The sequence below is a fragment of the uncultured Nitratireductor sp. genome (assembly GCF_913053745.1).
In the GTDB taxonomy this organism is placed as follows: domain Bacteria; phylum Pseudomonadota; class Alphaproteobacteria; order Rhizobiales; family Rhizobiaceae; genus Nitratireductor.
On sequence record NZ_CAJXGF010000048.1, the window covers coordinates 14,713 to 28,652 of the forward strand.

The window sequence follows — 13,940 nt, forward strand, 5'->3', positions numbered from 1 at the left end:
CGGCATGGATATTAACGGCAGGATGCCGTGCGGGATACCGTAAGGCTCACTGAGCCACAATTTTATGCTCGACGGCCCGAAGGAGGGTCGAACGGGTCGCCTCGTCGACGAATGCAGCTTCGATGGCCGTCCTCGTGATTGCCCGCAGCGCGGTGTCGTCGAGGCCGAAATGCTCCTTCGCCACCGCGTATTCGCGTGCCAGCGATGTGTGAAAATGCGGCGGATCGTCCGCATTGAGCGTCACGCGGCACCCCGCTTCCAGAAGCGCCTGCAAGGGGTGTCCGGCGAAGTCCGGAAACACGTTGAGCACCACGTTCGAAACCGGGCAAACCTCCAGCACCACGCCCTCCTCGGCCAGCCGACGGATCAGGTCGGGGTTCTCGATTGCACGCACGCCATGGCCGATGCGCGCGGGACGAATATGGTTCAACGCGGCCTCGACGCTCTCCCATCCGGCCAGTTCGCCGGCATGCACGGTGATGCCGAGGCCTGCTTCGCGGGCGATGTCGAAGGCGCGGGCATAGTCGCGTAGATTGCCGAAACGCTCTTCGCCCGCCATTCCGAAACCGGTGACCAGCGGATGTTCGTAGGCGACCGCAAAACGCGCCGCATCCTCCACCGCCGCGGCGCCGAAATGGCGAATGCCGGTGACGATCATTCGCCCTTCTATGCCTGTCGCGCTATGTGCACGGGCGATACCCTCTCCCAGCGCGTTCGTGTACGCCATTCGGGAAAGCCCGGCCCGCTCCGCATGATCCGGCGAAATGAATATCTCCGAATAGAGCGCGCCTTCGCGGGCCAGGCCAGTCAGGTAGTTTTCAGCCAGAAGCGTATAATCGTCCTCGGTTCGAAACAGGCTTGCCGCGGCGTCGTAGGCCAAAAGAAAACTTGTGAAATCGTACCAGTAATAGGCCCCGTCGCGCAGGAAATCGGACGTATCGACACCGTATTTGCGTGCCTGGGAAAGCACGAGCTCAGGCGACGCGGCCCCCTCGATGTGGCAGTGAAGCTCGGCTTTGACGACCATGTGGGCTCCATTTTAACCAGTCCGCCGGCGCGGCTGTTCATCGCGCTTTTGACAATAGCGCCACTGGCGGCAATGAGCTATGGTCCCGGCGATTTCGAAAGGGTGACAATGTCCGATCAGCGCACCACGGCCGAAGGCGGCATGGAGAGGGCCTACGGTTTTCGTCAGGTGGACGAGAACGAAAAGCAGGGTCTGGTCAATACGGTATTCCACCGCGTCGCGAAACGTTACGACGTGATGAACGACCTGATGTCCGCTGGGCTGCACCGCGCCTGGAAAGACGCCATGATTGCCTGGCTCGCCCCCTCCAAGCGGCCGGGATACCGCGCACTGGACGTTGCCGGCGGCACCGGCGACATCGCCTTCCGCGTCGTCGAGGCTTCGCGCAGGGTCGCCGATGTTACGGTGCTCGATATCAACGGGTCGATGCTCGAAGTGGGGCGCGAGCGCGCCGAAAAGAAGGGCATTGCCGGCAATCTGACTTTCGTCGAGGCAAACGCCGAGGACCTGCCTTTCGAGGATAACAGCTTCGACGCATACACGATCGCGTTCGGCATTCGCAACGTGCCGCATATCGACCGTGCACTGAGCGAAGCCCACCGCGTCCTGAAGCCCGGCGGGCGGTTTCTGTGTCTCGAATTCTCCGAAGTCGAGATGCCGCTCCTCGACAAGGTCTACGAAAACTGGTCGTTTCACGCCATTCCGCGCATCGGCCAGGCGGTCACGGGCGATGGCGAACCTTACCGCTATCTGATCGAGTCGATACGTAAATTTCCGAACCAGCAAAACTTCGCCGCCATGATCGGCGATGCCGGTTTCTCGCGCGTCACATGGCGCAATTATTCGGGTGGGATCGCTGCCCTGCACTCCGGCTGGAAGATTTGACGGCATATTCATGAGCACGGTCGGCGCATATCTTCGGCTTGCACGCGCGGGCTGGATTCTCGTTCGCGAAGGCGTGGTGGCCGCCATGCCTGGCGACCAGTTGGAAGGCATGCCGCGCTTTGGCTGGCGCGTCGCGAAACTGATGTCGCGTCGGCGGTCGGCACGACGCGACCGCCCGGAGCGCCTCGCCCAGGCGGTCAACCGGCTCGGCCCTTCTTATGTAAAGCTCGGACAGTTTCTGGCGACCCGTCCGGATGTCGTAGGACACGAGATGGCCCACGATCTTGCCAGCCTGCAAGATCGGATGGACACATTTCCCGACGCACAGGCGCGCGCCGCCATTGAAAGTTCGCTCGGTCAACCGGTAGAAAAACTTTTCGTTGCGTTCGACGGTCCGGTCGCTGCGGCCTCCATTGCGCAGGTTCATGAGGCGCGCGTCTCCGACGATAACGCCGAACTGAAACGTGTTGCGGTCAAGGTTATACGCCCTGGCGTGCGCCGCCGGTTCCAGAATGATCTGGAGAGTTATTTTCTGGCGGCGCATCTGCAGGAGCGCCTGCTCCCCTCCACGCGCCGGCTTAAACCGGTCAAGGTCGCGGAAACGCTCGCCCAGGTTACCAAGATCGAAATGGATTTGCGGCTCGAGGCGGCCGCGATCTCCGAATTGCACGAAAACACCAGAGGCGATCCGGGTTTCCGGGTGCCCGCCGTTGACTGGCAGCGCACCGGTCGTGACGTGATGACGCTCGAATGGGTGGACGGCACCAAGATGTCGAACATCGAGGCGTTGCGCGATGCAGGTCACGATCTGGAAGCGTTGGCCCGCACGCTGATCCAATCATTCCTGCGCCATACGCTGCGCGACGGTTTCTTTCACGCCGACATGCACCCGGGAAACCTGTTCGTGGAGGGTGACGGTACGATCGTTGCGGTGGACTTCGGTATAACCGGGCGAATCGGTCGCAAGGAACGGCATTTCCTTGCCGAAATTCTGTACGGTTTCATTACCCGGGACTTCCGCCGGGTGGCGGAGGTGCATTTCGAGGCGGGCTATGTGCCCGCGCATCACGATGTCGCCGCCTTCGCCCAGGCGCTACGCGCCATCGGCGAACCGATCCACGGCCAGTCGGCGGAAACCATCTCCATGGCGCGGCTTCTCACGCTTCTCTTCGAGGTGACCGAACTCTTCGACATGCAGACGCGGCCGGAGCTGCTTCTGCTGCAGAAGACCATGGTGGTGGTGGAAGGTGTGGCGCGTACGCTGGATCCGCATTTCAACATGTGGAAGACGGCCGAACCTGTGGTCTCCGACTGGATTGCGGCGAACCTTGGTCCGCGCGGCGTGCTCAACGATGCGCGGGAGGGTCTCGGCGCACTGGTGTCGCTTGCGCGCCAGGCGCCGGACCTCGCCGTCCGCGCGGAGCGGCTCTCCCGTGAGATCGACACGATGGCGCAGAATGGGCTGCGCTTCGATCGCGAGACGGCCGATGCCATCGGCAAGGCAGAGGCGCGTTATTCTCGCAGCGGCCGCCTTGCCCTGTGGGTCATCGCCGCGATCCTGGTGGTTATCGCCTGGCAGATATCCTGATCCAGCCGGCGATGACAGCGGTGACGGCTGTCAGCGCCAGCGAAAAACGGCATCGCATGCCAATCAACGGCTAATTCGCCTATCGTCGCAAATCAGCACAGACTGCAATGACAGCAATGCTAGCAGGCGAGCATTAACATGCAGATTTATTTGGTTATTTTATATTCTACGACATGTGAATAACATTCCGCAGGCACTGACAGTGGTGCAATCGGTGCGCTATGACCGTTACGATCTTACGGCAAACCGTCCTGCACTGCCGGACTGCATCGGGCTCTCCCAGCAGTGCTGTCACATGGGCCGGAAGCGATCGATGGCAATGCAGTCATTGCTTTCAAGTTTGCCGGCTAGTCTTTAGTAGTGGAGCAGCCAATGGCCACGCTGACGATACGGAATGTGGACGAGAAGGTTCGACGTGCCCTCAGGAAACGTGCTGCCGAAAATGACATCTCGATGGAAGAAGAGGTCAGGCGTATCCTCGCAAAAAGCGTGCAAACACCCGAGGAGATCGCACACCGAAAAGGCAATGCCCGGCGTGCCGAAGCTCTCGAGGCAATCTCGATAAGGCCAATCGGCGAGTTCGACCTGAAGGCCATCACCGATGAGATCTGGCATGGCCGTACATTGTGAACAAAAGTTCGTCGTGGACACCTCGGCGCTGATCACGGTTCTGAACGGCGACCCGGACGCGGATGTGTTTCGGCGAGCATTCCTGGGCGCGGAACGGATCCTCATCAGCACCACCACGACATTCGAGGCGCATTATGTGGCCAAGCACATTTCTCTGATCGACGGAACGTCGCGTTTGAACGCATTGCTGACGGCGCTCGATATGGAAACGGTTGACTTCGATGACCGGCAATTGACAATCGCACGTAAGGCTTACGCCATTTATGGCCAGGCCGCCGGCCACAAGGCGGCGCTCAACATCGGCGACTGCTTCGCTTACGCTTTGGCCAGAAGCGCTAACCTGCCGCTTCTTTTCAAGGGCGCGGATTTCGTTCATACCGATATAGAGCCAGCCATCAAGCCGTCCTGAGAGAGCCTTTATCCATGACAGCACCGCAGCAGACACTTGCCGAAACGCGCATCCTGCTTCTGATCGGCGGTGGAATTGCCGCCTACAAGTGCCTCGACTTGATCCGCCGCCTGCGTGAGCGTGGCGCGCGGATACGCTGCGTCATGACTGGGGCCGCGCAGGAATTCGTCACGCCGCTTTCGGTCGGAGCCCTGTCGGCGGACCACGTGTTCACGGAACTTTTCGACCGCCAGGACGAACATGACATCGGCCACATCCGCCTGTCGCGTGAAGCCGACCTCCTCGTCGTCGCGCCGGCAACGGCAGACCTGATGGCAAAGCTCGCCACGGGCCTGGCCAACGATCTCGCGTCGACCGTTTTGCTCGCCACCGACAAGCCCGTGCTGATGGCGCCCGCCATGAATCCGCGCATGTGGGAGCACAAGGCAACACGGCGCAACCTCGCCACGCTCACCGCGGACGGTGTGCACATTGTCGGTCCCAACAGCGGCGAGATGGCTGAAAGCGGCGAAGCCGGTGAAGGTCGTATGGCAGAGCCGCTGGAGATCGTCACGGCGATCGAAACGTTGCTCGACGCCCGCGAGAAGCCGCTCGCAGGCCGCAAGATAATCGTCACCTCCGGCCCGACCCATGAGGTCATCGACCCCGTCCGCTACATCGCCAACCGTTCGTCTGGCAAGCAGGGCCACGCCATCGCAGCATCACTCGCCCGGCTCGGCGCGTCGGTTCATCTCGTTTCAGGCCCGGTGTCCATCCCCGATCCGTATGGCGTCACGACCACTCATGTGGAGACGGCGCGGCAAATGCGCGAAGCCGTAGAAGCGACGCTGCCGGTGGATGCCGGCGTCTTCGTCGCCGCCGTTGCCGACTGGCGACCGGCCACCGAGACGGCGGAGAAGATAAAAAAGAAGCCGGGCGAGGACGCGCCCACGCTCGAGCTCACCGAGAACCCGGACATCCTCGCCGGCATAGGTCATCACGAGAAGCGCCCCGCTCTCGTCATCGGCTTCGCCGCCGAAACGCAGGATCTGTACAAGAACGCACGCGCCAAGCTCAACAAGAAGGGCGCGGACATTATCGTCGCCAATGACGTCTCGCACGACAGTGGTGTCGGTGCTGGCGGTGTGATGGGCGGAGACCGCAACAGCGTGGTGATCGTCAGCAGCGAGGGGCACGACGAATGGCCCGAGATGAATAAGGACGAGGTTGCAGAGCGCCTGGCGCAACTGATCGCAGATCGGCTTGGTCCGAAGCAATGACAACGGCACCCCCCGTCCTGGAAACCGAACGCCTCGTTATGCGCGCGCATTCCATCGGACACTTCGACGCCTTCGCGCGCCTATGGTCATTGCCCGAAGCGACGCGTTTCACCTCGGGCAAGCCCCTCTCCCGCGAAGAGGCATGGAGGCGCCTTGCAATGCATCGCGGCATGTGGGCGCTGATGGGTTTCGGTTATTTCGCTGTCGAGGAAAAGTCCACCGGCGCCTTTATAGGGGATGCGGGCGTCCAGGAATGCCGCCGCGCCATCGCCCCCTCGCTCGAAGGCACGCTGGAGGCCGGTTGGGTCTTCGTGACCGAAGCGCACGGCAAGGGTTACGCCAAGGAAGCGATGGACGCCGCGCTTTCATGGTGCGCCACAGCGCATGGCGACAAGGCCGTCACCTGCATTGTCGACCGGGAGAATGCGCCTTCGCGCAAGCTGGCGGAGCGCCTCGGCTTCAGGGAACGGGTGCGTACGGAATACAAGGAGCGTCCGACCATTGTGTTCTGGCGCGACTAATTCCGACGATTGTTTCAAATAAGTGAACGGCGCGTCTTCATGAATGCCGATGTCACGTCGGCTGACACAGCCTATCTTTGCCGCAAGCAACAGATGGAGAGACAATCATGTCCATTCGTCCCGTAAGGCATATCTCGCAGGCTCAACCCACCATGGAAGGCGCGGGCGTTCGCCTGGACCGCGCTTTCGGCTTCGGGGATCCGAATTTGGCCGATCCCTTTTTGCTCCTCGACGACTTCCGCAACGAGCGGCCGGAAGACTATCAGGCCGGCTTCCCCTGGCATCCGCATCGCGGCATCGAGACCATCACCTATGTGCTGGCTGGAAGTGTCGACCATGCCGATAGCCTTGGCAATGCGGGCTCGCTCGGCGCCGGCGACGTGCAGTGGATGACGGCGGGCAGCGGCATTCTTCACCAGGAGATGCCGCACGGCGACAAGCGCGGCCGCATGCACGGGTTCCAGCTTTGGGCCAATCTTCCGTCCAGCGAAAAGATGACCACGCCGCGCTACCAGGATGTGAAAGCTGGTGATGTCCCCGAAGTGATCGACGATGACGGCACTCGGGTGCGCGTCGTGGTGGGCGAGTTCTGGGGCAAGCGCGGTCCCGTCGACGGCATCGCCGCCGACCCGCAATATCTTGACGTTTGGGTGCCGCCCGGCCGGCGCAAGGTGCTGCCCGTGGATACCTATCGCAGCGCCTTCGCCTATATCTTCGAGGGTTCCGGCACCTTCCGCGACGCATCGCGGCCGTTCGGCGTGCTTGTCGAGAAAGAAGTCGAAGGCGAGGAAGTGCATCTGCGCGACATGAGCGGCGACCGCACATTGGTCGTATTCGACACGGGTGACGAAGTGGTGGTGCAGGCCGGCGAGCGCGGCATTCGCTTCCTTCTCGTTTCGGGCAAACCGATTCAGGAACCGGTGGCCTGGCACGGTCCGATCGTCATGAACACGCGCCAGGAACTGATGCAGGCCTTCAACGAATTGAATGCCGGCACCTTCATCCGCGAAAACGCCAAGTCCTGACGTTTGACTGGCTTGGGAGCGGGCGATTTATCGTCCGCTTCCTCTACGCCTCCTCGAATATCTGCACGAGATTGCCGCAGGTATCCTCGAAAACGGCGGTGGTCGGAAAACCTTCGGCCTGGCTGGGCTCGCCGCGAAATGTCACGCCCTTGGCGCTCATGCGTTCGTAGTCCGCCCACACATCCTCGCTGGCAAATGTGGTGCAAGGGACACCGGCGTCGTAAAGTGCTTTCTGGTAGGTGCGAGCGAACTCGTAGCCCATGGGTTCCAGAAGAAGCTCGGTGCCGTTCTCCGCCCCCGGCGTGACAACCGTCAACCAGCGGGCGCCGCCGACCGGGAAATCCTGCTTTTTCTGAAAGCCGAGCACATCTGTGTAAAACGCCTCGGCTTTATCCTGGTCGTCCACCAGAATACTCGTTACTGCGATCTTCAACATTTCGTCCTCTTTGATCCGACGCCCTCACCAGGCGCCGGTTTTGTTGTCGACCAGATGGATGATCTGCGCGGGGCTCGATATCCAGAAGCCATCGAAACTCTCACCCAACGGCTCGATTTCGTCGCAGCGCGCAATCCCCTCTGCCTGCAGCCGGGCAGCGGCCGCCTTCGTATCGTCGGTTACGATCTCCAGCCACAGTTCTGACTGGCTCATACCCGGCGCGCGATCGATCCAGAGCTGATTGGCCCCGAAGCGGAAACCGACCGCCGGCAAAAACTCTTCTATCTGTTCCATACCGAGAACCTCTCGATAGAAGCGCACCGTCTCGTCATATTGATGCGATGGCACCTTCATGGCGATGTTGCGACCGCCGGCGAGCTTTGGTGCGGCGGACGCCGTCTCCGTCTCGTCGACGACCTTGTCGAGATGCTTCAGAACAAGCGGCCAGGCTGCTTCGTGCTGAGCCGCGGATTCGGCAGTGCCAAACCCATTATGGCAAAGCCGCAGATGGCTGCCCTTGCCGCGCGGTGAGAATTCGATCGTGAGAACCGTTTCCGCTCCCTCGGTACCGGCCTTGCCGGTCACCCACGCGAGCTTCACCAGCTTGCCGGGTTCGAGTTGCAGAAACCGGCCGTAATGGGGGTGCCGCTCGGCTGGTTTGCCTTCTTCTTCCACGAAGCTCGTCTCGAAGAAGAAGGGCACTCCGACCTCCGCTTTCATGGACACGGATCCCGGTGTGGCGAACCAGCTATCCAGCCGCTCGGTCCAGGCTCGGTAGAGCACGGCGGGTGAGGCTCGCATGGCGCGCGCGTACTCAACTTTGTGTGGCGTGTCGGAAACGTTCGGGGCAACGGCAATGTTCATCTTCTTCCTCCTGCGTGCGATTGTTGGGCACAGGTCTTCATGTCTTGTCGAAACGGTCGGTGTAAGCGGCTTCGAGTGACTTGATCTCCGACCAGAACGCTGGCGTCTTCTCGCCGGAGAGAACCGCTTCGAGAACGTTGAGATGCGCGTGCCAGCCGCCCGAGACATTGACCATCTCGCCAATGTCGGCGAGGCGCTTGTGTGTCACCACGAGAAGAACCTTGTCCCCCTCGGGGAAAAGCTCGAACTCCACCCGGCTATCTTCCCCTTCGCCCGGCCATGTCATGGCCATAAGGCGTGGTGGATCCCATTCAAGGATGCGGCCTTCGGAAACGAAACCTTGCTCGTTCATCTCCCTGTACTGGTCCGGTGGCTCCTCGTCGGTGAACTCGGAGTGTCGGAACAGAAGATTTACCGTGCCGCCGGCACGCGGGTCCATCTCCCCGCCCGCCAGCCATTGCCGGCGCTTGTCTGCCTCGGTGATATAGGCCCAGACACGTTCGGCTGGGCCCGGCAGGAGCCGCTCGAAGCGCACTTCGTTTGGTGCCGCTGCGACGCCGTAATCGCGTTCGTCGATCTGTCTCATCGTATTCCTCTCAACAGTTGAGACGGCTGATGTGGCCTTGGTCAGTCTTTCCCATCGGAACGCTGCCGGTCCTCGGCTTCCAGGATCGCCTGGAGTGTATCGAGCCGTTCGGTCCAGAAACGCTCGTAATACCGGAACCAGGCTTGTGCCTCGGCAAGTCGCAATGCCTCCAGTCGGCAGTAATGGGTGCGTCCGTCGACGCGCCGGCTGACAAGGCCGGCCGTCTCCAGAACCTTCACATGTTTGGAGGCGCCCGCCAGCGACATGTCGAACGGCTGGGCCAGTTGCGACACGCTTCGCTCCCCACCGGAGAGGCGGTGCAGCATGGCCCGCCGGGTCGGGTCCGACAAAGCGTGGAAGACGGCATCGAGATGGGGCGACTGATATTCAACCATGTGGTTTATATACTAGCCGCCCGTCGAACAGTCAACCGAATGGTTGTATTTAATCTGCCCTTGGCGGGTCAGGTTTTCGCCGTGCAGGAAATCGGCTCCGCGTCCTCGCCCTTCATCAGGTCGTAGAGATCCGCATTGTCGCCCTTGGTCCACCAGACATAGGGGCCTCCGGCATACTTCGACCCCGAGGCGGCGAGCACGTTGCTCATCACCACCGAGCTCCCATCTATGGTGACGACCGCTACCGACGTGTCGCCCGCATTATAATACGTGGCCGCGACCGTGCCCTCGGGGCATTCGTAGCTCACGGCGGTGGTCTCGATGGTTTCCACGTTGGGCAGGTCGATCTCCAGCGTCGCAGCGAATGCCGGGGAGGCTGCTGCAAGGATGGATGTAAACACGAGAACGGTGCGGCGCATATTGGAAGCTCCCGAAGCGGTTTCGAATCGCTCCAGAACATCCCGAGACCATGTCGATTTGAAGACAATGACGGCGGGCGCGCCCCTGAAAAGAAAAACCCCGGAAGCGGTATGCTTCCGGGGTCCGCAAACTGCATCCCGTCAAGGATCAGCCATTGGGCTGTTTCGTCTTGCGCAGATAGGGCAGAATTGTCTCGAATGAACCGAAGCGCTTAACGGCATCCTCGTTGGAAACGGCCGGGGTGATGATTACATCCTCGCCCTGCTGCCAGTTGGCCGGTGTCGCCACCTGATGCTTGGCTGTAAGCTGGATGGAATCGATGGCACGCAGGATTTCACCGAAATTGCGCCCCGTCGTCATCGGATAGGTCAGCACCAGCTTGATCTTCTTGTCGGGCCCGACGACATAGACCGAGCGTACGGTTGCATTGTCTGCCGCCGTGCGCCCATCGGAGCTTTCGCCCGCTTCCGCAGGCAGCATGTCGTAGAGCTTCGCGACCTTCAGGTCCTTGTCGCCGATCATCGGATAATCGACCGCATGGCCGGTGGCCGACTGAATATCGTCCTTCCAGCGCACATGGTCCTCGACCGGATCCACCGAGATGCCGATGATCTTGGTGTTGCGCTTCTTGAACTCGCCTTCGAGGCCGGCCATCGTGCCGAGCTCGGTGGTGCAGACGGGTGTGAAATCCTTGGGATGGCTGAAGAGGACAGCCCAGCCTTCACCGATCCAGTCGTGAAAATTGATCGTACCTTGGGTGGTTTCGGCGCTGAAATCCGGCGCCGTATCGTTGATGCGAAGGCTCATCGTTCTCTCCTCCTGGGTGAGATGAAACGCGATTGATATTCCTGACGCAGCAGGATAGCAATCCAGGCATGCGCAGATGAACCTCATCTAGGCGCAAATTGACGCGTTCGCCGGGAATTTGATTCCCAAAAGAGGCGGCAGCAGGGAAAATATCTCCGCGCCGTCGGAGAAACGGCAAATCCGTTCGCTCAGGCCGCCTTGCGGGTCTGGTAGTCCTTCACCGTCGAAAAGCGAACGGCCTTCCACCGGTCCGCCTCATAATTGAGCCCGAACTCGTGCTGTGCCAGGAAGACTGGATCCTCGTCGAGATCGCGCGCGATGTCGCCGCGGTGCGCGGCGATGAAGCGGTCCACCTCGCCGGCCTCGTCGGAGGAAATCCAGCGGCACACGCTGAAGCGGGCCATCTCGAAATCCACCGGCAGCGAGTACTCGATTTTCAGCCGTTCTTTCAGCACGTCGAGTTGCAGCGCGCCGACGACGCCGACGATCGCCGGCGAGCCGTCTTCCGGCGTGAAGAGCTGCACGACGCCTTCTTCGGCCATCTGCTGCAGGGCTTCCTTCAGCTTCTTGGCCTTCATGGCGTCACCGAGCCGAACGCGGCGCAGGATTTCCGGCGCGAAGTTGGGCACGCCTCGGAACAGAAGCTCCTCGCCTTCCGTCAGCGTATCGCCGATGCGCAACGTACCGTGATTGGGAATACCCACCACATCGCCGGCATAGGCCTCGTCCGCGGTGATACGGCTCTTGGCGAAGAAAAACTGCGGCGCCGAAAGACTGATCGGCTTGCCGGTGCGCACAAGCTTGGCCTTCATGCCACGCTGCAGCTTGCCGGAGCAAACGCGCACGAAAGCGATGCGGTCGCGATGATTGGGGTCCATGTTCGCCTGGATCTTGAAGACGAAGGACGTCATCTTGTCCTCGGTCGCCTCGACCTTTCGCGCATCCGCATCTTGCGCGCGCGGCGCGGGGCCGAAGGCGCCGAGTGCCTCGATCAGGTCGCGCACGCCGAAATTGCGCAGCGCCGAACCGAAATAGACAGGCGTCAGATGCCCCTCGCGGAACGCCTGCATGTCGAAGGGTCGACACGCTTCCTTGCCGAGCAGCATCTCCTCCACCAGCATATCGCGCTCGTTTTCCGGAAGGAGTCCGGCCACGGCGTCGGATTCTGGACCGTTCACCGGGAGCGGTTCCACATCGGCATCGGAGCGGCGCATCGTGTTGTTGGCAAGGTTGTAGGTGCCCACAAAGCTTTTTCCGCGACCGATCGACCAGGTGACGGGCGCCGTGTCCAGCGCCAACTTTTGCTCGATCTCGTCGAGGATCTCGAAGGGATCGCGCGCCTCGGGGAAGGGGCGCAGCCGCACCGCCGCGTCCTCGGGTAGCTCGGCCGCCGCCTTGGCCAGGTCGAGCGCCGTGCGGTAGCCGCCCAGGGCGTCGACCAGGCCGGCTTCCTTGGCGTCGGCGCCGGACCAGATCTGCCCCTTGGCGACCGTCAGGACGTATTCCTGGCTGAGCCCGCGCCCGGCGGCGACCTTGCCGGTGAAGTCGGCGTAGGTGGTGTCCAGGGTCCGCTGCAGCCAGTCCCACTCGCTGCGGCTGAAGGGCGCGTTGGGGCTGAACAGGGCGGCGCGGTCGCCCGCCTGCACGCCGTCCCAGTTCACCCCGAGGTCGGCCCAGAGGTCGCGCAGCGAGACCTTGCCGGCGACCACGCCGATGGAGCCGGTGAGGGTGCCGGGCTGTGCGACGATGGCGTCGGCGGGGGTGGAGACGAAGTAGCCGCCCGAGGCGGCGACGTTGCCCATGGAGACGACGACCGGCTTGCCGGCGTCGCGGGCGCGCTGCACCTCCCGCCAGATGGTGTCGGAGCCGACGTAGGATCCGCCGGGGCTGTCGACGCGGAACAGGATGGCCTCGACCTCCGGGTCGTCGACGGCCTCGGAAATCGCTTCGGCGATGTCGATCGCGCCCAGGGAGACCCGGCCGAAGACCGGATCGTTTTCGCCGCCGCCCAGCACGATCGGGCCCTCGCCGTGGACCAGGGCGACGACCGGGGCCTCCGTTTCCTCTTCCCAGGTGGCGCGCCGGTAGGCCCGCAGCGTCAGCCACTCGGCCTCGGGGCCGGCGGAGTCCTCGACCGCGGCTTCGACCTCGTCCCAATAGCCGAGCCGGTCGACGAGGCCGAGCCGCTGCGCCTCGGCGCCGCGGTAGGGCGCGCGGTCGATCAGCGCCCGCAGCCTGCCGGCCTCCAGGTTGCGCGCCTCGGCCACGGCGGTGACGACCTGCGACAGCGCGGAGTCGAGGTAGCGCTGCAGGTTCTCGCGCACCGGCGCCGGCATGTTCTCGTCGGTCAGGAAGCTCATCGCCCCCTTGTACTCCTCGCGCTGGGCGATCTGGCTGCGCACGCCGATCTCCTCCAGCAGGGACTTCAGGAAAGGCTGCTGCAGGATGAAGCCGGTGATGCCGACGTCGCCGGAGGGTTGCAGCCAGACCTCGCCGGCCGCGCTGGCCAGGAAGTACTGCAGGGTGCCGTTGCCGGCCTCGCCGAAGGTCTCGGCGAAGGCGACGACCGGCTTGCCCTGGGCGCGGAAGTCGGCGACGGCGTCGCGCAGCTCCTGCATCTGCGCCAGGCCGGGGCTGCCCCAGCCGGCGCGGATCACCAGGGCCTTTACCCGCTCGTCGCGCCCGGCGGCATGGAGGGCGTCGACCGCCTCGCGCAGCACCAGGGCGCCGCCCAGGGAGGCGCGGGCCAGGGGATTGGCGGGACGCCGCTCGATGAGGCCGTCGGAGAGATCGAGCAGCAGAACGGCCTCTTGCGGCATGTCCTCGCCGTAGCGGGGCAGCAGGACCGCCGCCACGACGATGGCGGCGATGAGGAGAAAACCGACCGTCGCGAAGAGGCCGAGCACGCATTTCAGGAGAAACAGGATGATACGGGTCATGACCCTATCTCAGCGCCCCGCACCCCCGCTGGCCAGTTAAATTTTCGTGCCGGACCGGGTCCGGCGGGGGCCCGGCTGGGGCTGGGCGGCGGGCTTGTCCCGGCTTGTCAGGTGGGGGACGATCGCGCAAAGTCCGCCCCGCCCGGAGG

General features: G+C 62.7%; 14 protein-coding genes and 3 pseudogenes. 7 read left to right on the forward strand and 10 right to left on the reverse strand.

Annotated elements, in window-relative coordinates; translation table 11 throughout:
* Positions 1-46 precede the first annotated feature (46 nt).
* Positions 47-1,027 (reverse strand): adenosine deaminase, encoded by a 981-nt coding sequence (locus QZ638_RS09970; protein WP_295809547.1) that lies wholly within the window; start codon positions 1,025-1,027, stop codon positions 47-49.
* Positions 1,028-1,135: 108 nt separating this feature from the next.
* Here QZ638_RS09970 and ubiE point away from each other — a divergent pair, with 108 nt between their 5' ends.
* The 7 genes from ubiE (at position 1,136) to QZ638_RS10005 (ending at position 7,344) form a co-directional block, all read left to right on the forward strand.
* Positions 1,136-1,912, forward strand: coding sequence for a bifunctional demethylmenaquinone methyltransferase/2-methoxy-6-polyprenyl-1,4-benzoquinol methylase UbiE (ubiE, locus tag QZ638_RS09975; protein ID WP_295809578.1), 777 nt, complete (start codon positions 1,136-1,138; stop codon positions 1,910-1,912).
* A 10-nt stretch (positions 1,913-1,922) separates the two neighbouring features.
* Positions 1,923-3,500: a 2-polyprenylphenol 6-hydroxylase gene (gene ubiB, locus QZ638_RS09980; protein WP_295809548.1), complete on the forward strand. Its 1,578-nt coding sequence runs from the start codon at positions 1,923-1,925 to the stop codon at positions 3,498-3,500.
* Positions 3,501-3,872: 372 nt separating this feature from the next.
* A complete protein-coding gene (locus QZ638_RS09985; protein ID WP_295809550.1) occupies positions 3,873-4,130 on the forward strand; it encodes a plasmid stabilization protein in 258 nt (85 codons plus the stop codon).
* The gene (locus tag QZ638_RS09990) at positions 4,114-4,539 is read left to right on the forward strand and encodes a type II toxin-antitoxin system VapC family toxin (RefSeq protein ID WP_295809552.1); all 426 of its coding nucleotides are present in this window, start codon (positions 4,114-4,116) and stop codon (positions 4,537-4,539) included. The genes QZ638_RS09985 and QZ638_RS09990 overlap by 17 nt, the downstream gene beginning before the upstream one ends.
* A 14-nt stretch (positions 4,540-4,553) precedes the next feature.
* Entirely contained in the window at positions 4,554-5,798 is a 1,245-nt protein-coding gene (coaBC, locus tag QZ638_RS09995) for a bifunctional phosphopantothenoylcysteine decarboxylase/phosphopantothenate--cysteine ligase CoaBC (RefSeq protein ID WP_295809554.1), read from the forward strand.
* The gene (locus QZ638_RS10000) at positions 5,795-6,319 is read left to right on the forward strand and encodes a GNAT family N-acetyltransferase (RefSeq protein WP_295809557.1); all 525 of its coding nucleotides are present in this window, start codon (positions 5,795-5,797) and stop codon (positions 6,317-6,319) included. The genes coaBC and QZ638_RS10000 overlap by 4 nt, the downstream gene beginning before the upstream one ends.
* A gap of 107 nt (positions 6,320-6,426) precedes the next feature.
* Entirely contained in the window at positions 6,427-7,344 is a 918-nt protein-coding gene (locus QZ638_RS10005; RefSeq protein WP_295809559.1) for a pirin family protein, read from the forward strand.
* A 43-nt stretch (positions 7,345-7,387) separates the two neighbouring features.
* Here the strand turns inward: QZ638_RS10005 and QZ638_RS10010 are convergent, their stop codons facing one another.
* The 9 genes and pseudogenes from QZ638_RS10010 to sppA all read right to left on the reverse strand — a co-directional run.
* Positions 7,388-7,780 (reverse strand): VOC family protein, encoded by a 393-nt coding sequence (locus QZ638_RS10010; RefSeq protein WP_295809563.1) that lies wholly within the window; start codon positions 7,778-7,780, stop codon positions 7,388-7,390.
* Between the two features lie 24 nt (positions 7,781-7,804).
* Positions 7,805-8,134: a hypothetical protein gene (locus QZ638_RS10015; protein ID WP_295809581.1), complete on the reverse strand. Its 330-nt coding sequence runs from the start codon at positions 8,132-8,134 to the stop codon at positions 7,805-7,807.
* Between the two features lie 69 nt (positions 8,135-8,203).
* Positions 8,204-8,644 (reverse strand): annotated as a pseudogene (locus QZ638_RS10020) (SRPBCC domain-containing protein); the annotation flags it as partial.
* A 37-nt stretch (positions 8,645-8,681) separates the two neighbouring features.
* Positions 8,682-9,230 (reverse strand): SRPBCC family protein, encoded by a 549-nt coding sequence (locus QZ638_RS10025; RefSeq protein WP_295809565.1) that lies wholly within the window; start codon positions 9,228-9,230, stop codon positions 8,682-8,684.
* Positions 9,231-9,271: 41 nt separating this feature from the next.
* Complete coding sequence (locus QZ638_RS10030) at positions 9,272-9,625, reverse strand: metalloregulator ArsR/SmtB family transcription factor (protein ID WP_295809568.1); 354 nt, start codon at positions 9,623-9,625, stop codon at positions 9,272-9,274.
* Between the two features lie 68 nt (positions 9,626-9,693).
* Complete coding sequence (locus tag QZ638_RS10035; RefSeq protein WP_295809570.1) at positions 9,694-10,044, reverse strand: MliC family protein; 351 nt, start codon at positions 10,042-10,044, stop codon at positions 9,694-9,696.
* A 148-nt stretch (positions 10,045-10,192) separates the two neighbouring features.
* On the reverse strand, positions 10,193-10,852 hold the full coding sequence (locus QZ638_RS10040; protein ID WP_295809573.1) for a peroxiredoxin: 660 nt from the start codon (positions 10,850-10,852) through the stop codon (positions 10,193-10,195).
* 188 nt (positions 10,853-11,040) lie between these two features.
* A pseudogene (locus QZ638_RS10045) lies at positions 11,041-12,195 on the reverse strand (EF-Tu/IF-2/RF-3 family GTPase); the annotation flags it as partial.
* Between the two features lie 24 nt (positions 12,196-12,219).
* Positions 12,220-13,791 (reverse strand): annotated as a pseudogene (sppA, locus tag QZ638_RS10050) (signal peptide peptidase SppA); the annotation flags it as partial.
* Positions 13,792-13,940 lie beyond the last annotated feature (149 nt).